The 21,353-nt window shown below is 52.6% G+C and carries 18 protein-coding genes; 1 reads left to right on the plus strand and 17 read right to left on the minus strand.

Translation table 11 applies throughout. The annotated features are described in order from the left end of the window. Positions 1-58 precede the first annotated feature (58 nt). Both secA and secM read right to left on the minus strand, forming a co-directional pair. Positions 59-2,770 carry a preprotein translocase subunit SecA gene (secA, locus tag SAQUA_RS19340; RefSeq protein ID WP_380678477.1) on the minus strand — a complete coding sequence of 904 codons (2,712 nt, stop codon included), beginning with the start codon at positions 2,768-2,770 and terminating at the stop codon, positions 59-61. A gap of 89 nt (positions 2,771-2,859) precedes the next feature. Continuing rightward, positions 2,860-3,393, minus strand: coding sequence for a secA translation cis-regulator SecM (gene secM, locus SAQUA_RS19345; RefSeq protein ID WP_380678479.1), 534 nt, complete (start codon positions 3,391-3,393; stop codon positions 2,860-2,862). A gap of 26 nt (positions 3,394-3,419) precedes the next feature. Here secM and SAQUA_RS19350 point away from each other — a divergent pair, with 26 nt between their 5' ends. Then, positions 3,420-3,944, plus strand: coding sequence for a DUF721 domain-containing protein (locus SAQUA_RS19350; protein WP_380678481.1), 525 nt, complete (start codon positions 3,420-3,422; stop codon positions 3,942-3,944). Positions 3,945-3,957: 13 nt separating this feature from the next. Here SAQUA_RS19350 and lpxC read toward each other — a convergent pair whose 3' ends face one another. The 15 genes from lpxC to rsmH all read right to left on the minus strand — a co-directional run bounded on the left by lpxC (position 3,958) and on the right by rsmH (position 21,351). Continuing rightward, positions 3,958-4,875, minus strand: coding sequence for a UDP-3-O-acyl-N-acetylglucosamine deacetylase (gene lpxC / locus SAQUA_RS19355; RefSeq protein ID WP_380678483.1), 918 nt, complete (start codon positions 4,873-4,875; stop codon positions 3,958-3,960). 103 nt (positions 4,876-4,978) lie between these two features. Further along, positions 4,979-6,133, minus strand: coding sequence for a cell division protein FtsZ (ftsZ, locus tag SAQUA_RS19360; protein ID WP_380678485.1), 1,155 nt, complete (start codon positions 6,131-6,133; stop codon positions 4,979-4,981). Positions 6,134-6,205: 72 nt separating this feature from the next. Continuing rightward, complete coding sequence (gene ftsA / locus SAQUA_RS19365; protein WP_380678487.1) at positions 6,206-7,462, minus strand: cell division protein FtsA; 1,257 nt, start codon at positions 7,460-7,462, stop codon at positions 6,206-6,208. After that, positions 7,459-8,322 carry a cell division protein FtsQ gene (gene ftsQ, locus SAQUA_RS19370; protein WP_380678489.1) on the minus strand — a complete coding sequence of 288 codons (864 nt, stop codon included), beginning with the start codon at positions 8,320-8,322 and terminating at the stop codon, positions 7,459-7,461. Before ftsQ ends, ftsA begins: the two co-directional genes overlap by 4 nt. 1 nt (position 8,323) lies before the next feature. After that, the gene (locus tag SAQUA_RS19375) at positions 8,324-9,244 is read right to left on the minus strand and encodes a D-alanine--D-alanine ligase (protein WP_380678491.1); all 921 of its coding nucleotides are present in this window, start codon (positions 9,242-9,244) and stop codon (positions 8,324-8,326) included. Continuing rightward, positions 9,234-10,712: a UDP-N-acetylmuramate--L-alanine ligase gene (murC, locus tag SAQUA_RS19380; RefSeq protein WP_380678493.1), complete on the minus strand. Its 1,479-nt coding sequence runs from the start codon at positions 10,710-10,712 to the stop codon at positions 9,234-9,236. The genes SAQUA_RS19375 and murC overlap by 11 nt, the downstream gene beginning before the upstream one ends. A 77-nt stretch (positions 10,713-10,789) precedes the next feature. Next, entirely contained in the window at positions 10,790-11,854 is a 1,065-nt protein-coding gene (gene murG, locus SAQUA_RS19385; protein ID WP_380678495.1) for an undecaprenyldiphospho-muramoylpentapeptide beta-N-acetylglucosaminyltransferase, read from the minus strand. Between the two features lie 3 nt (positions 11,855-11,857). Then, positions 11,858-13,060 carry a cell division protein FtsW gene (gene ftsW, locus SAQUA_RS19390; RefSeq protein WP_380678497.1) on the minus strand — a complete coding sequence of 401 codons (1,203 nt, stop codon included), beginning with the start codon at positions 13,058-13,060 and terminating at the stop codon, positions 11,858-11,860. Beyond that, positions 13,057-14,376 (minus strand): UDP-N-acetylmuramoyl-L-alanine--D-glutamate ligase, encoded by a 1,320-nt coding sequence (gene murD / locus SAQUA_RS19395; RefSeq protein ID WP_380678578.1) that lies wholly within the window; start codon positions 14,374-14,376, stop codon positions 13,057-13,059. The genes ftsW and murD overlap by 4 nt, the downstream gene beginning before the upstream one ends. 2 nt (positions 14,377-14,378) lie before the next feature. Next, positions 14,379-15,461, minus strand: a complete 1,083-nt coding sequence (mraY, locus tag SAQUA_RS19400; protein WP_380678499.1) for a phospho-N-acetylmuramoyl-pentapeptide-transferase — start codon at positions 15,459-15,461, stop codon at positions 14,379-14,381. Then, positions 15,455-16,816, minus strand: coding sequence for a UDP-N-acetylmuramoyl-tripeptide--D-alanyl-D-alanine ligase (gene murF / locus SAQUA_RS19405; RefSeq protein ID WP_380678501.1), 1,362 nt, complete (start codon positions 16,814-16,816; stop codon positions 15,455-15,457). The genes mraY and murF overlap by 7 nt, the downstream gene beginning before the upstream one ends. Further along, the gene (gene murE / locus SAQUA_RS19410) at positions 16,813-18,300 is read right to left on the minus strand and encodes a UDP-N-acetylmuramoyl-L-alanyl-D-glutamate--2,6-diaminopimelate ligase (RefSeq protein WP_380678503.1); all 1,488 of its coding nucleotides are present in this window, start codon (positions 18,298-18,300) and stop codon (positions 16,813-16,815) included. Before murE ends, murF begins: the two co-directional genes overlap by 4 nt. After that, a complete protein-coding gene (locus SAQUA_RS19415) occupies positions 18,287-20,050 on the minus strand; it encodes a peptidoglycan glycosyltransferase FtsI (RefSeq protein WP_380678505.1) in 1,764 nt (587 codons plus the stop codon). The genes murE and SAQUA_RS19415 overlap by 14 nt, the downstream gene beginning before the upstream one ends. A 42-nt stretch (positions 20,051-20,092) precedes the next feature. Beyond that, positions 20,093-20,413, minus strand: coding sequence for a cell division protein FtsL (gene ftsL / locus SAQUA_RS19420; RefSeq protein ID WP_380678507.1), 321 nt, complete (start codon positions 20,411-20,413; stop codon positions 20,093-20,095). Further along, positions 20,410-21,351 (minus strand): 16S rRNA (cytosine(1402)-N(4))-methyltransferase RsmH, encoded by a 942-nt coding sequence (rsmH, locus tag SAQUA_RS19425; protein ID WP_380678509.1) that lies wholly within the window; start codon positions 21,349-21,351, stop codon positions 20,410-20,412. Before rsmH ends, ftsL begins: the two co-directional genes overlap by 4 nt. Between the last annotated feature and the right edge of the window lie 2 nt (positions 21,352-21,353).

Raw genomic sequence — 21,353 nt, forward strand, 5'->3', positions numbered from 1 at the left:
ACGTTAAAAAAGACTCAGCAAGCTGAGCCTTTCTGTTTAATAACTCACTACAATCCGCTTACTTTTGCAGACGACCGTGGCATTGCTTGTATTTTTTTCCAGAACCACATGGGCAAGGATCGTTACGACCGACTTTGCGCTCGGCCACTGCCGGGGCATTTGGATCCGTCATTGCCAGTGCATTTTCTTCCTGGTGACTCAGCTGTTGCTGGCGAGCTAAACGTTCGGCTTCTTCGCGGCGCTGCTGCTCCAAAGCTTCAACTTCTTCCGGCATCCGAACCTGAACTTTGCTAAGCACGCTGATCACTTCATATTTCAATGACTCCAGCATGTTGGCAAACATGTTGAATGACTCACGTTTGTATTCCTGCTTCGGATCCTTTTGCGCGTAGCCACGCAGATGGATACCTTGACGCAGGTAATCCATTGCCGCCAAGTGCTCTTTCCACAAGGAGTCCAGTGTTTGCAACATTACGCCTTTCTCAAAGTTGCGCATCATATCTGCACCAACAACTTCTTCTTTGCGCAAGTAGTCTGCTTTAGCCTTTTCCAGAATGCGCTCACGCAGCGTTTCTTCGTGCAGTTGCGGTTCTTTATCCAACCACTCAGCGATTGGCATATCCAAGTCGAAATCGTTTTTCAGGCGTTCTTCCAGCCCCTGGACATCCCACATTTCTTCAAGCGACTGAGGAGGAATGTAGCTATCAATGGTCGTTTTGAAAACGTCTTCGCGAATGCTGCTAATAGTTTCGCTCACGTCAGAAACATCCAGCAATTCGTTACGCTGGCTGTAGATCGCACGACGCTGGTCGTTGGCAACATCGTCGTATTCCAGCAATTGCTTACGAATATCGAAGTTACGGCTCTCAACCTTACGCTGCGCGTTGGCGATAGCCTTGGTCACCCACGGGTGCTCAATGGCTTCCCCTTCTTTCATACCCAGCTTACGCATCATGCCAGATACACGATCCGAAGCGAAAATACGCATCAATGCATCTTCCATCGACAGGTAGAAGCGTGAAGAACCGGCATCACCCTGACGACCTGAACGACCACGTAACTGGTTATCGATGCGGCGTGATTCGTGACGCTCGGTACCGATGATATGCAAACCACCTGCAGCCAATACGGCGTCATGCCGAATTTGCCAGGCCTCCTTAATGGCCGCAATCTGCTCTTCCGTTGGATCTTCCAAATGAGCAATTTCGGCCTGCCAGCTGCCGCCCAACACGATATCCGTACCACGGCCCGCCATGTTGGTTGCGATGGTAACCGCGCTCATCTGGCCTGCCTGTGCCACAATATCTGCTTCCATTGCGTGGAATTTGGCGTTCAGAACCTTGTGCTCGATACCAGCTTTGGTCAGCTCACGGGAAACCACTTCTGATTTCTCGATCGAAATCGTCCCCACCAATACCGGCTGGCCATTAGTCGTACGCTCACGGATATCTTCAATAATCGCGCCAATCTTCTCTTTTTCGGTCATGTAGACCAGATCCGGCATGTCTTTACGGATCATTGGGCGGTTGGTCGGCACAACTATAGTATCCAGCTTGTAAATCGAGCTGAATTCGAAGGCTTCGGTGTCCGCCGTACCGGTCATACCGGCCAGTTTCTCGTACAAACGGAAATAGTTCTGGAAGGTGATCGAAGCCAGCGTCTGGTTCTCGTTCTGGATCTCAACGCCTTCTTTCGCTTCCACCGCCTGGTGTAGGCCATCAGACCAGCGGCGACCCTGCATAGTACGCCCGGTATGTTCATCAACAATGATGACCTCACCATCTTTCACGATGTAGTCAACGTCGCGAGTAAACAGAACGTGTGCACGCAGTGCTGCAGTAACGTGGTGCATCAGCATGATGTTGGTCGGCGAATACAAAGATTCGCCTTCATCCATGATACCGGCTTCCATCAGCATCTCTTCTATCAGGATCAGACCACGTTCAGTCAAATGAACCTGACGTGCTTTTTCATCAACCGAGAAATGCCCTTCCCCTTGGAAAGTTTCCGAGTCTTCTTTTTCCTGACGGATCAGATTTGGGATCAGCTTGTTAACGCGAATATACATCTCTGAACTGTCTTCAGCCGGGCCAGAGATGATCAATGGTGTACGTGCTTCATCGATCAGAATGGAGTCAACTTCATCCACCAGCGCATAATGCAGTTTACGCTGCACGCGCTCTTCCGGGCTGAACGCCATATTGTCACGCAGGTAGTCAAAACCGTATTCGTTGTTGGTACCGTATGTGATGTCAGCAGCATAAGCTTCACGCTTGGCAGGTGCTGGCATACCTGGCAGGTTAATGCCAACCGTCAAGCCAAGGAATTCGAATAACGGGCGGTTGTTTTCGGCATCACGTTGCGCCAAATAATCGTTGACGGTAACAACGTGCACTCCACGACCACTCAAAGCGTTCAGGTAGGCAGGCAGGGTGGCAGTCAGCGTTTTACCTTCACCTGTACGCATTTCAGCGATACAGCGCTCATTCAACACCATGCCCCCCAGCAGTTGGACATCGAAATGACGCATGCCGAACACTCGCTTACTGGCCTCACGTACCACTGCAAACGCTTCTGGAATAAGGTTTTCTAATACCTCACCATTTGTCAGACGCTCGCGAAACTCGTTGGTTTTGGCCTGTAATTCGGTATCAGACAGCTTTTCCATGTCTGGTTCCATACGGTTGACCACTTCAACCACTTTACGCATGCGGCGCAGGGTACGATCGTTGCTGCTACCAAAAACTTTGGTCAATAATTTAGTTAACATGATTCTCAATATCTCTTACGCTGCGGCACGATATCTGCCGTCAACAAACTGTTGTTTCACTTGGTTTTTTATTGCCCAAAGGGCAAAAATCAGTTGAGGACGCCAGGCCCGGCACGAATTCCCTGCACCTGAGCGAGCCAAAGCCCGGCCTGATGCTGCGCCAAAGAAGGAACGATGGGATGATGCGTATCACGAATTATAGTTGGCGGTTTCGGCTCATGCGTCAATAAAGCGTTGAGCGTGGAGAGAAGTGCCAGTTGAGCTACCTGTAACGGCGGTTCAACCGCATCATTTCCTGCTTCTTGCACACGGGCATAAACAACCTGAGGGACAAGAGCAAAAGAGAGGTGACGGATGACGGTTCTAAGTGCATGCTGTTGCCAGTAATCAACGCTGAATGTTGGGCGGCGATGCACCTCTTGCAGCAACGCCAGGCTGTTAAAAGCATGACTGGCCGAATTCTGCCGGTTAAGGCTTGACGACGTGCTCGGTAATGCGGCTTGATTGGTTGCGTCAGACAGATTTTGCGGTACGCCAAGCGTGGCCGCAACCATCCCTAATAGGAGATGGGGCCAAAAATAGCGTCTGCCAAATTGTCGCCAACGATTTAGAATACCAATCACAAGTTTATTATCCGCCGGAGCCCGTTATGCGTGATAGCCGTCCACAATTGTTAGATGTCCTGTTCGACGACGCGTCTTCAGCAGAGAAAGGGCCGCTGCATAACGTTCAGCAACGCGCCGTTGCACTCCTGAAACTCAATCGTGCAGTGAAAGGTTTATTACCTGCCCAACTGCATCCCTGGTGCCGTGTCGCCAATTTCCGACAAGGTGTTTTAGTGCTGGAAACTGCTAATGCCAGTTGGATGATGCGCTTACGCTATGAACAACCTAGCCTGCTATCCGCACTACGCGCACAAATTCTACCATCATTGTCGTCGATCGACATCAGGATTAATCCAGCCTTAATGGCAAAAGGAAACAGCCAGGTGCAAAGTGCGGCAAAAATGACAGAAAATGAGCAATCATCTGCTCCTATGCGTCATTTGAGTCAGGAAAGTGCGGATTCACTACGGGGATTGGCGGCACGTAGCCCAGAAAAATTGCGTAAGATATTAGAACGACTGGCATCGTTGGCAGGAGAGAGAGCCAACGCTACCAGTCGTGATAAATAATTGCTGTACGATTTTACGCCAACACGGTCGATGGAGCTTTAAATGCCAACGGCATTTCCGCTTCATCCTGGAATGTGACATATTCCCAAGCTTCCTGTTTCGCCAGAACAGCTTGCAGGAGTTTATTATTCAATGCATGACCAGATTTGTACGCGGTAAACGCGCCAATAATGTTATGACCACACATGAACAAATCACCGATGGCATCCAGCATTTTGTGGCGAACGAATTCGTCTTCGAAGCGCAGGCCGTCTTCGTTCAGGACACGATAATCGTCAACCACAATAGCGCAGTCGAAACTGCCGCCCAAGGCCAAACCACGTGACTGCAGATACTCAATATCGCGCATGAAACCGAAAGTACGCGCACGACTGATTTGGTTCACAAATGAATCAGCTGAAAAATCAAGGCGATAGCGCTGGGTACTGGCATCAATTGCAGGGTGGTTAAAGTCGATAGTGAAATCCAGGCGGAACCCGTTATACGGAGATAACTCGGCCCACTTATCGCCATCTTCAACACGTACGGTATCTTTCAAACGCAGGAATTTCTTCGCCGAGTTCAGCTCTTCGATACCCGCATCCAGCAGCAGGAAAACAAACGGGCTGGCACTACCATCCATGATCGGGATTTCAGCAGCGTCAACTTCAATAATGATGTTATCGATACCCAAACCCGCCAGAGCAGCATTAAGGTGCTCAACGGTAGAAATACGCACGTCATGCTCATTAACCAGACAGGTGCAGAGCATGGTATCACGCACGGATTTTGCATCAGCCGGAAAATCAACCGGTGGATTCAAGTCAGTGCGACGATAGATGACCCCGGTGTTAGCCGACGCTGGGCGCATTGTCAGTGTGACCTTTTTGCCGGTATGTAGACCGACACCAGTCGCCTGAACAATACGTTTTAATGTCCTTTGTTTGATCATCGTTTTATCTCGCAGTGTTAGCAATCCTACCAGCCAAGCATACAGCAAAGCTGGTGGGACAGTTTAGCACAAAAGGCGGAGATTCCAAATTATCAGGTTATTCCTAGTCCGCCTGCTTACGCAGGAAGGCTGGAATGTCCAGATAATCGGGCTCTTTGTTTGGCTGCGCATTCTGATCGTTCACCACTTTAGCGGCAGGTTTTACTTCCTGCTGCAACGGTGACATACCATGCTGCTGGTAACGATGGTCCATCACTGGTTGGCTTGACTGTTTGTTCGTCACTAGAGTGATTTCAGGACGCTTGTCCATACCGATACCGGTTGCAACAACGGTGACACGCAGCTCGTCGTTCATTTCCGGATCCAACGAAGTACCGATAACTACGGTCGCGTTGTCGGAGGCGAATGCACGAATGGTGTTACCCACTGTTTCAAACTCATCCAGACGCAGGTCGAAACCGGCCGTGATGTTAACCAGCACGCCACGGGCACCAGACAGGTCGATATCTTCCAGCAGTGGGCTGGAGATTGCCATTTCTGCGGCCTCTTCAGCACGATCTTCACCACTCGCCACACCGGACCCCATCATCGCGTAGCCCATTTCAGACATGACGGTACGCACGTCTGCAAAGTCGACGTTCATCAACCCTGGGCGGGTGATTAGCTCAGCAATACCTTGCACCGCACCTTTCAGCACGTCGTTGGCTGCGCCGAACGCATCCAGCAGGGAAATACCACGGCCAAGAACTTTCAGCAACTTGTCGTTCGGGATAGTGATCAGTGAGTCCACATGTTTGGACAACTCTGCAATACCCTGCTCAGCGAATGCCATGCGCTTCTTGCCTTCGAAGTTGAAAGGCTTGGTCACCACGGCTACTGTCAGAATACCCAGCTCTTTCGCCACTTCGGCTACAACGGGTGCTGCGCCGGTACCGGTACCGCCACCCATTCCAGCAGCGATGAAGACCATGTCTGCACCTTCCAGGGCGGTACGTAGGGCTTCACGGTCTTCTTCCGCTGAATTTCGGCCTACTTCAGGGTTCGCACCAGCCCCCAGTCCTTTGGTAATACCACTACCAATCTGGATGGTTTGGCCAACTGCCGTTTTACGTAGCGCCTGAGCGTCTGTATTAACGGCGAAGAATTCAACACCTTCGATGCGCTCACGCACCATGTGTTCAACGGCGTTGCCACCGCCACCGCCGACGCCGATGACTTTAATCACCGCGTCATTGGTTAGTTCCATTGGTTCAAACATAGTTTCTCTCCGTTTTGTGCCTGTCGCTGCGAGATCAAAAAAAGACTGACGTATGATCTCTTTGTCTAAACATTAAAACTCTTTTCTCAGCCAGCTATTGATGCGTTTAAACCAATTGCCCACCGAGGCGCGTTTTTCTACTTCTGCCTCACCATTCAGGTGAGATTCTTTTCCGTAATGCAATAGCCCGACAGCAGTCGAATAGTAAGGCTCTTGCGCATAATCTGTCAGACCCGTAATGTTCAAAGGTTGTCCAATGCGAACCTGGGTGTGAAACACCCTTTGCGCACAGGCTGCCAAGCCATCAATCTGGGCGGCCCCACCGGTCAGCACAATACCCGCTGCCAGATGATGTTTCACCCCTTGGCTCCGAAGTTGCTCCTGCAATTGCAAAATTTCATCGTTCACCAGATTAAGCAGTTCGGTGTAGCGTGGCTCAATGACTTCAGCCAGTGTCTGTCTTTGCAGACTACGCGGAGGACGCCCCCCTACGCTAGGCACCTCTACACTCTCATCCTTGCTAACAATTGATCCAAGTGCACAGCCGTGTCGAACTTTTATCGCTTCTGCATCTGTTGGCGGCGTACCGAAAGCATAGGCAATATCGCTGGTAACTACGTTCCCGGCATAAGGAATAACTTTGGTGTGACGCAGCGCACCGCCGGTATAAACCGCTATGTCCATGGTACCACCGCCGATATCCACCACACAGACGCCAAGTTCACGCTCGTCTTCGGTCAAAACCGCATAACTGGCGGCCAGACCGGCGAAAATAAGTTGGTCAACTTTCAGGCCACAACGTTCAACGGCTTTGACAATATTCTTCGCCATATCATTATGGCAGGTGATCAGGTGCACCTTAGCCTGCATACGCACACCAGATAGCCCAACCGGGTTCTTGATACCTTCCTGATAGTCGATGGCGTATTCTTGAGGAATAACATGCAGGATACGGTGCTCGTCGCGTACACGTACCGATTTGGCGGTGTGTACCACGTTCTCTACGTCTTCCTGAGTCACTTCCTCTTCTGAAATGGGTACCATCCCTATTTCATTCTGACAACTGATATGTTTACCCGACAATGCCAGATAAACCGAGGAAATCTGACAATCTGCCATCAGTTCGGCCTGATCGATAGCACGCTGCACGCATTTAACTACCGACTCCAGATCGTTAACGCCACCCTTATCCATTCCGCGAGACGGGCAACTGCCCACCCCGATAATGTTGACCATGCCATCGGGCAGAACTTCCCCTACCAATGCGGAAACTTTTGAAGTTCCGATCTCTAGTCCAACTACCAGTTTTCTGTCCGTCGACTTGATCATTGTTGTTTTGCCTGTGCCTGATTCTGTTGCTGATTGCTGTTTGGTCGATCGCCTGTCGCCTGCCCCGCAGCCTGCGGGTCGAAGAACGCCGGAGCCCAACCGACCGAAGCACCGGAGTCGTAACGCAAGTCGACATAGCTGATACGTTTATTTTCCGCCTGCGCCTGCTGTAATAACACTGGATACAGCCCGATAAAGCGTTGCAGACGCCCCATGCGATCGTCTCGTCCCAGTTCCAGCCGAACATCGTTATCCAAAGCGAGTTGCCATGAATGGCGTGCCGTCATAGCCACCATTTTCAGCGTATACTTGCTGGCCACCAACGCGCTGTTCATCGCGCGAAAACCCTCCAGAACATCCTCTTCACTGCCTTCCGGGCCATAAAGCAACGGCAATTTCTGTTTGCCTAAACGATCTGCTGGAACGCTAAACGACTTACCTTCGGCATCCATCATGTGCAAATCGTTCCAATGTGCCACCGGAACGTACTCCACCAGATGGATCCTCAACTCATCAGGCCATTGCTTACGCACACTGGCCTGTTTGATCCACGGCATACGTTCAATCTGCTGCTGAATGATGTCCACATCCTGCGTCATAAACGTTCCCGGCGTTCCGAGAGCCAGAATAGCCTGGCGAATATCATCGTTGGTGGTGTAATGGCGCTCACCCGTCACCACCAGTTTTGACAGCGGCAAACGGCTGGCATCTTTCATCCAGCCCACCACTACCCAGCCACCCCACAAGATCGTTCCCAACACCATCAGCAGAAAAATCATTCCTGCCAGTTGGGTTCCATTGCTACGGCGTGTACCAGTATCCGTCTCGCGCTCACGCGCATTCAGAGCAGCTTGCGACATTTCAGTCAGCCAGTGCCAGAATTCCCGCCACCAACTGCGGGAAAGTTAAACCAAACTGACGTGCAGCCATCGGAACCAGACTGTGGCTGGTCATCCCCGGAGAGGTGTTCACCTCCAACAGATAGAAACCGCCGTCGCTATGCTGCATAACATCAACACGCCCCCAGCCACTGCACCCCAACCCACGGTAGGCACGCAATGCCAGTTCGGCCATCTCAGCCTCCTGCTGCGCATTCAGGCCACTGGGGCAAAAATACTGCGTATCATCTGAAATATACTTGGCCTGATAATCGTAAAACACACCGGCAGGCTGGATACGGATCGAAGGAAGCACTTGATCACCCAGGATTGCCACGGTGTACTCGGGGCCACTCAACCATTTCTCTACCAGCACATCATCATCATGACGAAAAGCCTCTTCGAGCGCGGCTTCAAGAGCACTCTGTTCGGTCACTTTGCTCATGCCTACGCTAGAGCCTTCGCGGCTTGGTTTAACGATCAAAGGCAAGCCCAGCATCTCGATGGCAGCAAGCAGACTGCCCTGCTCGCTGCCGAAATAGAGTTGGCGGCTTAGCGCCACATAAGGTGCTATAGGCAATCCCATAGATTGCCACACCATTTTTGTGCGCCATTTGTCCATGGTCAACGCTGAAGCCATCACGCCACTGCCGGTATAGGGTAATTGTAAAAACTCCAACAGGCCCTGCAACGTACCGTCTTCACCGCCACGGCCATGCAACGCAATGAACACCCTGCTGAAACCGTGTTCTTTCAGTTGTGTTACCGGAAAATCCCGGGGGTCGATAGCATGAGCATCAATCCCTGCCTCTCTCAGCCCGGCCAGTACTGCAGCCCCAGATTGCAGAGAGACTTCACGTTCTGCAGAGGTACCACCCAGCAAGACAGCGACTTTATCTGCCATGGTGATCATCCTCTTTATACTGCGGTTGCAGCTTCAGCTCAGCCAATTTTCGGGCGATTTTACCGACATTACCAGCCCCTTGAACCAGCACCAGATCATCACCCAACATCATCTGTGCCAAAATGGCAGGCACGGTATCCGCATCGGAAACCAGGATTGGGTCCAACTTGCCACGATTACGGATAGTGCGACATAAGCTACGGCTGTCGGCTCCTGGGATAGGCGCTTCACCCGCCGGGTAAACATCCAGCATCAGTAACACGTCAACCTGTGACAAAACATTGGCGAAATCATCGTACAAATCGCGGGTACGCGTATAACGGTGTGGCTGGAAAACCATAACCAACCGCTTGCTCGGCCAACCGGCACGGGCAGCCTTGATAGTTGCATCCACTTCCGTAGGATGGTGTCCGTAATCGTCCACCAACATTGCGCTGCCCGGTTTGCCATTAACTTCCGACAACGGGAATTCGCCCAGAAAATCGAAGCGCCGCCCCGTTCCCTGAAAACCTTCCAACGCACGTAAGATAGCCTCGTCGGCGATCCCCTCTTCCGTAGCTACGGCGACAGCGGCCGCAGCATTCAACGCGTTATGGCGCCCTGGTGCATTCAACGTCACCGTCAGCAAGGATTTATCCTGACGGCTTAGGGTAAAGTGCCCCTGAGCGCCAGCCTGGCGGTAATTCTCCACGCGAACATCCGCATCTTCGTTGAAGCCATAGGTAGTAATATGACGCCCCACACGCGGCAACAGTTCACGCACCACCGGGTCATCAACGCACATCACCGCACGCCCATAAAACGGTAGGTTGTGCAGGAAATTAATGAAGGTCTGCTTCAGATTTTCGAAATCGCCATGATAGGTATCCATATGGTCGGCTTCGATGTTGGTTACAATCGCCACCATAGGCTGCAAGTGCAGGAAAGATGCATCGCTCTCATCCGCCTCAGCAATCAGGTAACGGCTGGATCCCAGACGCGCATGAGTACCCGCCGCTTTCACCAATCCACCGTTAACAAACGTTGGGTCAAGGCCAGCCTCTGCATAAATGCTGGAAACCATCGCCGTTGTGGTTGTTTTACCATGAGTACCCGCGATGGCTATGCCATGACGGTAACGCATCAGTTCGGCCAGCATTTCGGCCCGTTGGATCACCGGAATACGCGCCTCACGGGCTGCGACGATTTCTGGGTTATCTGCAGGTATAGCGGTCGAAACCACTACTACGCTGGCATCCAGTACATTCTCTGGGCGATGATGGAAATAAATCGTTGCACCAAGCTCACTCAACTGTTGGGTTACCGCGTTCGGAGCCAGGTCAGAACCGCTGATCTGATAACCTTCGTTAGCCAACACCTCGGCGATACCACCCATGCCGGCACCACCAATGCCAACAAAGTGTATGTGCCGGACGCGTCGCATCTCAGGCACGAAAGTACGTAATTTCGCCAATTGTTGTGTATTCATCACTCTCTCTATCCGGGCCCGCCTTGCGAACCCCGTCTGACCTATTCTTCATCTGGCCCGGCGAACCGTGCCCTACACTATTTGGCTACGCGGATAATTTCCGCTGCCACTCGTTCTGTTGCATCCGGGATCGCAACCGCCCGTGCCTTTTCGGCCATTGTCATTAGCGTTTGGCGATCCCAACTCGCCAGCAGCTCTGCCACCACACCTGCGGTAAACTGAGGCTGTTCGATAATTTTTGCCGCGCCAGCCTCTTCAAGAGGGCGTGCATTCCAATATTGCTGGCGATCTTTATGCATAAATGGCACAAAAATAGCCGGTAGCCCTGCTGAGGCCACTTCACTAACCGTTAAGGCGCCAGAACGGCACACCACCACGTCGGCCCAGGCATAAGCTGCTGCCATATCATCAATAAACTCTGTTACTTTGTGCTGGCTTTGCCCTACTCTTTCGTAGTCTTGCAAAACGTTAGCCAACGCACCTTTACCAACCTGGTGCCAGAGCGTAATTCTATCGCCCATAAGCGCTGCGACTTCTGGTACTGTCTGATTCAGCACGCGGGCCCCCTGGCTTCCGCCAATCACCAACACGCGAACAGGCCCTTCGCGACCGCTCAAACGTTCAGCGGGTAGGGGCAGTGCCAAAACATCGGTACGTACCGGGTTACCTACCACAGCTGCATTTGGGAAAGCGCCAGGAAAAGCCTGTAAAACCGTTTTGGCTATCCGAGACAGCCAACGATTGGTGAGGCCAGCAATGCCATTCTGCTCATGCAACACAACAGGAATACCGCACAACCATGCCGCCAAGCCGCCTGGGCCGGAAACGTAGCCCCCCATTCCCAGCACTACATCAGGCTGATAACTACGCATAATTGATTTTGCCTGGCGCACCGCATGCCAGATCCTTACGGGGGCAGCAAGTTGAGCCTTCAGCCCTTTGCCACGCAAGCCGGAAATACGGATAAAGTCGATCTCTATCCCGTGTTTAGGCACCAAATCGGCTTCCATACGGTCTGCGGTTCCGAGCCAACGAACCTGCCAGCCCTGCGCCATCAGATGATGTGCAACAGCCAGCCCCGGGAACACATGCCCACCGGTACCACCTGCCATCACCATTAAACGCTTAGCTTTACCGCTCATCCGCTACCTCTTCACAAACGCCTGCGCTTTGGTCAGGCGCGTTTCATAATCAATCCGCAGCAACAGCACAATCGCCGTTGACATAATAAGTAGGCTCGAACCGCCGTAACTGATCAACGGCAAAGTCAGACCTTTGGTTGGCAACATGCCCGCCGCAGCACCAACGTTAACCAACGCTTGGAAGCTGAACCAGACACCGATCGAACACGCCAGAAAACCTGAAAAGCGTTGATCAATCTCCAACGCTCTGCGGCCAATCGACATGGCACGAAAAGCGACGAAGAATACCATTAACAAGGCCAAAACCACACCGATATAGCCCAACTCCTCGCCTAAAATGGAGAAGATGAAGTCAGTATGGGCTTCAGGTAAATATTCCAGTTTCTGCACCGAGTTCCCAAGCCCCTGCCCCCAGAACTCTCCACGGCCAAATGCCATCAACGATTGGGTTAGCTGATAGCCACTGCCAAACGGATCGGCCCACGGATTCCAGAAAGAAGTAACACGGCGCATACGGTAAGGTTCAGCTACGATCAACAGCCCCACAGCGAACACACCGGAGCCGATAATTGCCAGGAACTGCCACATTTTTGCCCCGGCCAGAAACAGCATGGCCAGCGTGGTGATGAACAATACTACCACGGTGCCCAAATCAGGTTGCGCCAACAGTAATACCGCCAGCACCACCATCACGCCCATTGGCTTACAGAATCCCCAGAAGTTGCTGCGCACCTCTTCAACCTTGCGTACCAGATAGCTCGACAGATAACAGAACAGCGCCAGCTTGGATAATTCAGCAGGCTGAATACGCAATGGCCCCAGAGAGATCCAGCGGGATGCGCCATTTACAGAGCTACCAACAACCAGCACGATTAACAGCAGGACGATAGAAAGCAGCAGCATAACGTTGCTGTAACGCTGCCACACTTCCATGGGAATGCGTAGCGTCACCAGTGCCAGGCCGAATGCCAATGACAGATAGAGTGCATCACGTTTGGCAAAAAGGAAGGGATCTTCCGCCAGACGCTGGCCAATTGGCATTGATGCCGACGTCACCATCACGAAACCGACAATCGCCAGACCGAAAGTCAGCCACAGCAAGGTGCGGTCGTACAACACCATACTGACTGAATCGCTCTCACGCGATCCCATGACCCAATCTTTCAGCTTGTTAGCCAGGCCAAACGTCGGCACTCGAAGTCTCATCCGCCAAGCTCCTTCGCCAGGCGGGCAAACTCATTGCCACGCACTTCAAAATTACGGAACTGATCCAGACTGGCACAGGCGGGCGACAGCAACACCATGTCACCCTTTTTCGCGTGGGTAGCAATGGCTCGCATGGCCTGTTCCATCGTTTCAGTCAGCACCGACACTTCCGGACGCAACTGGGCAAGCTGTTCTCCATCACGGCCAAAACAGTACAATTGGATATTGTCACCCTGCAGATAGCGCGCCAGCGGTGAAAAATCAGCAGACTTGCCATCACCACCCAGTAACAGGTACAGCGTTCCTTCAACACGTAGGCCGTTTAAGGCCGCTTCTGTGCTCCCCACGTTAGTGGCCTTGGAATCATTAATCCAACGTACACCGCCATGCTCCCATACAAGTTGGAAGCGATGCTCCAGACCGGCAAAGGTCGTCAAGGCTTTCAGGCTGGAAGCCCGTGGTAATTTGACGGCATCCGCCAACGCCAAAGCCGCAAGCGCATTGGTATAGTTATGACGCCCGGTGAGCTTCATCTCGCAGGTATTGAGGATTTTCTCGCCGTTTACCCGCAGCCAAGTTTCCCCCTGCTGCCGGTTAAGATGGTAATCGCCAACATCAGCACCAAAGCTGACACAACGCTTATCAGCACCACGCACAGGCATGGTGAGCGCATCATCTGCATTTACCACACAGACATCTGCATTTTCATAGATCCGCAGTTTGGCTGCACGGTACTGCTGCAGGCCCAACGGGTAGCGATCCATATGATCTTCAGTTACGTTCAGGATAGTAGCAGCGGCAGCACGCAGGCTGGCGGTGGTTTCCAGTTGGAAACTCGACAGCTCCAGCACGTAGAGCTGGCATTCTTGGTTCAACAGACTTAGCGCTGGCAGACCGATATTGCCGCCGACCCCGACAGCCCAACCAGCAGCTTTGGCCATTTCGCCAACCAGCGTCGTCACCGTACTCTTGCCGTTGGAACCGGTTATTGCCACGATAGGTGCTTCTGCTTCGCGGCAGAATAGTTCCACATCACCAACTATTTCTACCCCAGCATCTGCTGCAACACTCAAGCTCGGGCTTGCCAACGCTACGCCTGGGCTGGCTACAATTAAATCCGCAGCTAACAACCACTCCTGATTCAAGTCTCCCAGATGCCGCTCAACGCTCTCAGGCAATTTATCCAACCCCGGCGGCGAGATACGGGTATCCATAACGCGCGGCGTAACGCCACGAGTCATAAAGAAATCAACACAGGACAGACCGGTTAGACCCAACCCGATAATGACGACTTTTTTACCCTGATAATCCACCATAATTACCGTACCTTCAGCGTCGCCAGGCCAATCAGCACCAGCATCAGCGAAATAATCCAGAAGCGCACAATGACGCGTGGCTCTGGCCATCCTTTCAATTCATAGTGATGGTGGATCGGTGCCATGCGGAAAATACGTTGCCCGCGCAGCTTGAACGACCCCACCTGCAAGATCACCGACAAAGTTTCTACCACGAACACGCCGCCCATAATCACCAACAAAAACTCCTGGCGCAGCAGTACGGCGATAGTCCCTAGTGCACCACCCAGTGCCAGCGAGCCTACATCCCCCATAAACACCTGTGCAGGGTAGGTGTTGAACCAGAGGAAACCTAAGCCAGCCCCGACGATCGCAGTGCAAACGATGACCAACTCACCTGCATGGCGCAAATAGGGAATATGCAGATAATTGGCGAAATTCATGTTACCTGTTGCCCAAGCCACCAGCGCGAATCCGGCAGCGACAAACACGGTTGGCATAATCGCCAAGCCATCCAGCCCGTCGGTCAGGTTGACCGCATTACTGGTACCAACGATCACAAAGTACGCCAGCAGCACATACAGCAAACCGAGTTGCGGCATGACGTCTTTAAAAAACGGCACAACCAGCTCGGTGGCTGGCGTGTCTTTTCCTATTGCATACATGGTAAATGCGGCTGCCAGTGCGATCACCGATTGCCAAAAATACTTCCAGCGGGCGATCAACCCTCGGGTGTCCTTGCGGACCACCTTGCGATAGTCATCCACAAAGCCCACGATGCCGTAACCCACAAGCACAAACAGTACGCACCACACATAAGGGTTGGACGGATAAGCCCACATCAGCACCGAAATGGTGATGGAGGTCAGGATCATGATCCCCCCCATGGTCGGCGTACCGCGTTTGCTGAAGTGTGACTCTGGACCGTCGTTGCGCACCACCTGACCAAATGACATTTCCTGCAGGCGTTTGATTACCCTTGGCCCCATCCACAAGGAGAGAAACAGCGCGGTCAATAAACTGACAATGGCTCTGAACGTCAGATAGGAAAAGACGTTGAAACCCGAGTAATATTTGACCAAATGCTCTGCCAGCCAAACTAGCATGATGCTTTCTCCTGTAACGCGCGTACTACCTGCTCCATTGCGGCACTACGTGAACCTTTGATTAACACGGTAATTACCGCATGTGCTGACAGTAATTCCGCAACGCGCGCTATCACTGCTGTCTTGTCGTGAAAATGTTCGCCGTTATCGGCTGCTGAACACAGTATTTTGCTAAGCGGCCCCACACCGATGACTTTATCGATACCGGCTAGTCGTGCAGCTTCCCCCACCTGATAGTGGCACTCTTCAGCTTCCGCACCCAATTCGGCCATATCGCCGACAACCATCACGCGGTAGCCCGGCATCTCGGCCAAGGTCTGGACGGCAGCCTTCATTGAGCCCACATTGGCGTTGTAACTGTCATCCAGCAATAGCTTGTTTTCTGCCAGCCCCACCGGGAATAATCGCCCTGGCACTGCCTGAAGCTGTTTTAATCCTGCACGGACCTCTTCAAGGGTGGCACCAACTGACATCGCCAGCGCAGCTGCTGCCAGCGCGTTAGCAACGTTATGGCGGCCAGGCAAAGGCAATGCGATTGCCATCGCTCCATACGGGCTATGCAGAGTAAAGTGAGTCTCGCCACCCTTAACCTGAACATCGCTGGCAGAGAAATCGATTTCTTCCGCAGCCTGTGGTGAGAAACGCCAGACTTTTTTACCTTGCAACTGAGCCTGCCAGCGTGACCAGTCATTGCTATCGGCATTGATAATTGCCACACCATCCGCAGGCAAGCCGGAATATATTTCGCCTTTAGCCTGAGCAACGCCTTCCAGTGAGCCGAAGCCCTCAAGATGTGCGGCTGCCAGATTATTCACCAGCGCACTCTGTGGCCGCGTCAATGCGGTGGTATAGGCAATTTCACCAATATGGTTTGCCCCCAACTCAATGACGGCAAAATCATGCTGAGGCTCAAGCCGCAGCAGCGTCAGCGGCACGCCAATGTCGTTATTAAAATTACCGGCGGTATGCAACACATCACCACATTCGCGCAGTATTGACGCCGTCATTTCCTTCACGGAAGTCTTGCCTGATGAACCGGTCAGCGCCACGACTTTAGCTGGCACCTGCTGACGTACCCAGGCACCAAGCTGCCCCAAGGCGATCTTAGTGTCATTTACAATCAGTTGAGGCACATCCACCAATAAGCGCTTACTTACCAGCAGCGCCCCGGCACCTGCAGCAACGGCATCAGCGGCAAAGTCATGGGCGTCAAAACGTTCACCTTTCAGCGCAATAAACAGGCAACCCGCAGTAACCTGGCGGGTATCCGTTGTCACCTCAGTGATTTGGCAATCGGTGCCAAATAATTCAGCGCTTAAGACATTAGCCAGCGCATGGAGTGAGACAGGGATCATGCCAGCCCCCCCAACAGACGTGCGACAGTGGTTCGATCCGAGTAATCCAGACGACGGTTACCCACCAGTTGATAATCTTCGTGGCCTTTACCCGCCACCAAGACTACGTCTTGTTCTTTTGCCTGCATGATGGCACTGGTAACAGCCTCAGCGCGGCCGTGGATCACTTGCACATGCCCTGCATCCAACAATCCAGTCAGAATATCTTTGATGATCGCCTGCGGTTCTTCGGTACGGGGATTATCGTCAGTTACGATTACCCGGTCAGCAAACTGTTCGGCAATTCCCCCCATAAGTGGGCGCTTACCTTTGTCACGATCGCCCCCACAGCCAAATACGCACCAGAGTTGCCCCTGGCAATGCAGGCGAGCAGCTTGCAGGGCTTTTTCCAACGCGTCAGGAGTATGGGCATAATCCACTACCACGGTCGGTTTGCCAGGAGCATTGAATACTTCCATACGACCACAAACCGGCTGTAGCTGATTGGCAGTTTTAACCAGTTCATCAAGCGAATAACCGAGTGAGAGCAAAGTTGCCAAGGCCAGAAGCAGGTTACTGACGTTAAACGCGCCCATCAGGCGGCTTTCAATTTCACCCTCCCCCCAGCTTGAGCTGAAGTGAATGGTTGCACCGTTATCGTGATAACTCACAGCAGTGCTTTTCAACCAGCGCCCACGGCAACCAGGTTGCAGATTATCCTGCATAGTGACAGCAACCGCATCCGGTAATTTTGCCAACCAACGCCGCCCGACTTCATCGTCAGCATTGATGATAATCTGCCCTACGTCGTGGCTGGCAAATAATGACCACTTCGCTGCTTCGTAGCTGGCCATATTGCCGTGGTAATCCAGATGATCGCGACTCAGGTTGGTGAATACCGCTGCCACAAACGGTAAAGCAGCTACGCGGTGCTGCACCAGGCCATGTGAAGAGACTTCCATTGCAGCAAAGGTTGCCCCAAGCTCCACCAGGTCGTGCAGAATGTGCTGAATATCTACGGCTGAGCCAGTGGTATTTTCTGTCGGGCAAACCTGCTCCAGCAGCCCATTGCCGACGGTGCCCATTACTGCCGCTTTCTCACCCAGCAGTTGGCTCCATTGCGCCAACAATTGTGTCGTAGTGGTTTTACCATTAGTGCCAGTAACACCGATCAGACGCAGGCGCTCTGCGGGCTGATGATAAAAACGCCCAGCCAAAGCGGACAGGCGCTGATTCAGTTGGCTCAAGTAAATCACCGGCACACCATGCATTTCGCAGCTTTTACCGTCTTCAGCCTGCCCTTCTGCTTCAGCAATAACGGCAGCAACACCTTGTGCGATAGCTTGCGGAATATAGCGGCGTCCATCTGTTTCATGCCCGACAACGGCGACAAACAGGTCCCCGGCAGCCGCGATACGGCTGTCTAATATCATTTCCCTAAGCCTGCGCTCGGGTGCCGATGGCACCCACGGAGCGAGTAAATCGCGCAAATTACGATCTGCCACCTGAACCCTCTTTACTGTTTATGACTAATTCGCTTTTGTCACCAGTAGGCAGTGCATCTGGCTCAATATTCATGATCCGTAGCACGCCACCCATGATGGCACCGAACACCGGTGCGGAAATCGCACCGCCGTAATATTTGCCGCCCTGCGGATCATTGATGACCACCACCAGAGCAAAACGCGGTTGGCTGGCAGGAGCCACGCCTGCGGTATAAGCGATATATCTGTTTACGTATTTGCCGTCCGGCCCCACTTTTTTGGCTGTGCCGGTCTTAATAGCAATCCGGTACCCCTTTATGGCAGCTTTCACACCACCACCTCCCGGTAAGGCGACGCTCTCCATCATGTGCACCACAGTGCGCACTGTCGACTCGGGGAAGACTCGCTCACCGGCAACCGGGGGATCAACTCTGGTGATCGACAATGGGCGATATACACCCAAGCTGCCGATCGTTGCATAGACTCGCGCTAACTGTAACGGAGTTACCATTAGCCCGTAGCCGAAAGAGAAGGTGGCCCTCTCTATGTCAGACCACCGTTGTTTTTTTGGGTATAAGCCACTGCTTTCTCCGACCAGTCCCAAATTGGTCGCTTTTCCTAGCCCAAAGCGTGAGTAAGTATCTACTAACGCTGAGGACGGCATCGCTAACGCCAGCTTTGAAACACCGACGTTACTCGACTTCTGCAAGATCCCGGTCATGCTCAGTTCCGAATACCGGGCCACGTCTTTAATCTCGTGGCCACTGACGCGGTAAGGAATGGTATTGAGCACGCTGTTTTCTTTCACTACACCGTGCTGCAAAGCAGTCATTACCACCATCGGCTTCACTGTAGAACCAGGTTCAAAAATATCGGTTATGGCTCGGTTACGCATGGTGTCTTTCGGCGTATCCGTCATGTTGTTTGGGTTGTACGAAGGGCTATTAGCCATAGCCAACACTTCGCCAGTGTTGACATCCACCAGTACAGCGGTGCCCGACTCCGCCTTATTGAAAGCAACCGCGTTGTTCAACTCGCGGTAAACCAACGCCTGCAAGCGTTCATCGATACTCAGTGCCAGATTGTGCGCAGCCTGACTATCTACCGAGGAAACATCCTCTATGACCCGCCCATAGCGGTCTTTGCGTACGGTCCGCTCTCCTGGTTGCCCAGTCAGCCAACGATCAAAGCTCTTTTCAACCCCTTCAATCCCTTCACCATCGATATTGGTAACGCCAATAATATGCGAAGTAACCTGGCCTGCAGGGTAATACCGGCGTGACTCTTGGCGCAGATAGATCCCCGGCAATTTAAGCTTGTGGATATAGTCACCAATCGCTGGGTTCACCTGACGAGCTAGGTAAACAAACCGACCTTTAGGGTTCGCATTGATACGATTGGAAAGCTGATCCAGCGGAATTTTTAACGCCTCAGAGAGCGCCTTCCATCGGGAATCCAGCGTAACCCCTCCGTGCTCGATCAGTTCTTTCGGGTCTGCCCATACAGCGTTGACCGGAACACTCACCGCCAATGGACGCCCGGAACGGTCGCTGATCATGCCACGGGCAGTCGGGACTGCCTGCACACGCAGCGAACGCATATCGCCTTCTTTTACCAACCGATCAGGATTGATTACCTGCAAATAGGCCATACGCATTATTAGCCCGACCAACGCCAGCAAAATACAGCCACACAACAACGCAAAACGCCAGCTGACAAAGCTGGCTTGATCTTCCTGGCGTTTCAATTTACCGGGCCGTGCTGCTTTCATGCGTTACCTTTTTGCTCCGTGTCGTGATTTCGGCTAAACCATTTATGGCTTGACGATAATATTTTCCTGCGAAGGATCAACATGCTGCATCTGCAGCTTCTCGGTGGCAATTCTCTCTACACGGCTATGATCGCCAAGCGCATTCTCTTCCAGGATCAGGTTGCGCCACTCGATATCCAACGCATCGCGCTCCAAAACAAGTTGCTCACGCTCTGCTGTCAACAGACGCGTACGGTGTGCAGTAGTAACCACAAAAACCGCGGAAACCAGCACAGCCACTAAGAGAATCAGCGGTATTTTGGCATTGCGCAGCAAATCGCCGCCAATAACACCGACCAAGCTATGGCGTTCATTGCCAATCACAGCGGCATCCTCTCGGCGATACGTAACACCGAGCTACGAGCGCGGGGGTTTTCTGCCACTTCCGCTTCCGAAGGCATCATTTTGCCCAAAGCTTTAAGCGTACGGCCGCCCATCTCACGAATTTGCGCTTCCGTCAACGGAATGCCTGCCGGAACCTGAGCACCACGGCTGTGATGGCGCATAAAGCGTTTAACGATGCGATCCTCCAACGAATGGAAGCTGATAATTGACAAGCGACCTTGCGGTGCCAACACTGCCAATGCACCATCAAGAGCACGTTCGATCTCTTCTAACTCGCTGTTGATGTAGATACGGATCGCCTGGAAACTGCGGGTTGCCGGATGTTTATGCTTCTCGCGGATCGGGCTGGCATTAGCGATCAAATCCGCCAGTTCTTTAGTGCGCGTCATCGGTTGTACTCGATTTCTTTCCACGATGGCACGCGCAATACGTTTGGCAAAACGCTCTTCGCCAAAGGTTTTCAATACCCAGGCAATATCATCTGCTTCCGCTTTCATCAGCCATTCAGAGGCAGATTGGCCACTGGAAGGATCCATGCGCATATCCAGCGGACCGTCACGCATGAAAGAAAAACCACGCTCAGCGTCATCCAACTGCGGAGAAGAAACCCCCAGATCAAGCAGGACACCGTCGATCTGACCAATCAGATTACGTTCCTGCACGTAGTGTGCTAAGTCAGAAAACGGGCCATGTATGATAGTAAAGCGCGGATCCTCAATAGACTGAGCAGCCGCTATTGCCTGCGGGTCGCGGTCGATTGCCAACAGGTGCCCTTCTGGCCCAAGTTGAGACAGGATTAGGCGCGAATGCCCCCCGCGACCAAAAGTACCGTCGATGTAAATGCCATTGCTGCGAATGTTAAGGCCACTGACTGCCTCATCCAACAGTACGGTTGTATGTTTATAGTTTTCCAGCATGC

The sequence above is a fragment of the Serratia aquatilis genome (assembly GCF_044865145.1).
Taxonomy (GTDB): Bacteria; Pseudomonadota; Gammaproteobacteria; order Enterobacterales; family Enterobacteriaceae; genus Chania; species Chania aquatilis.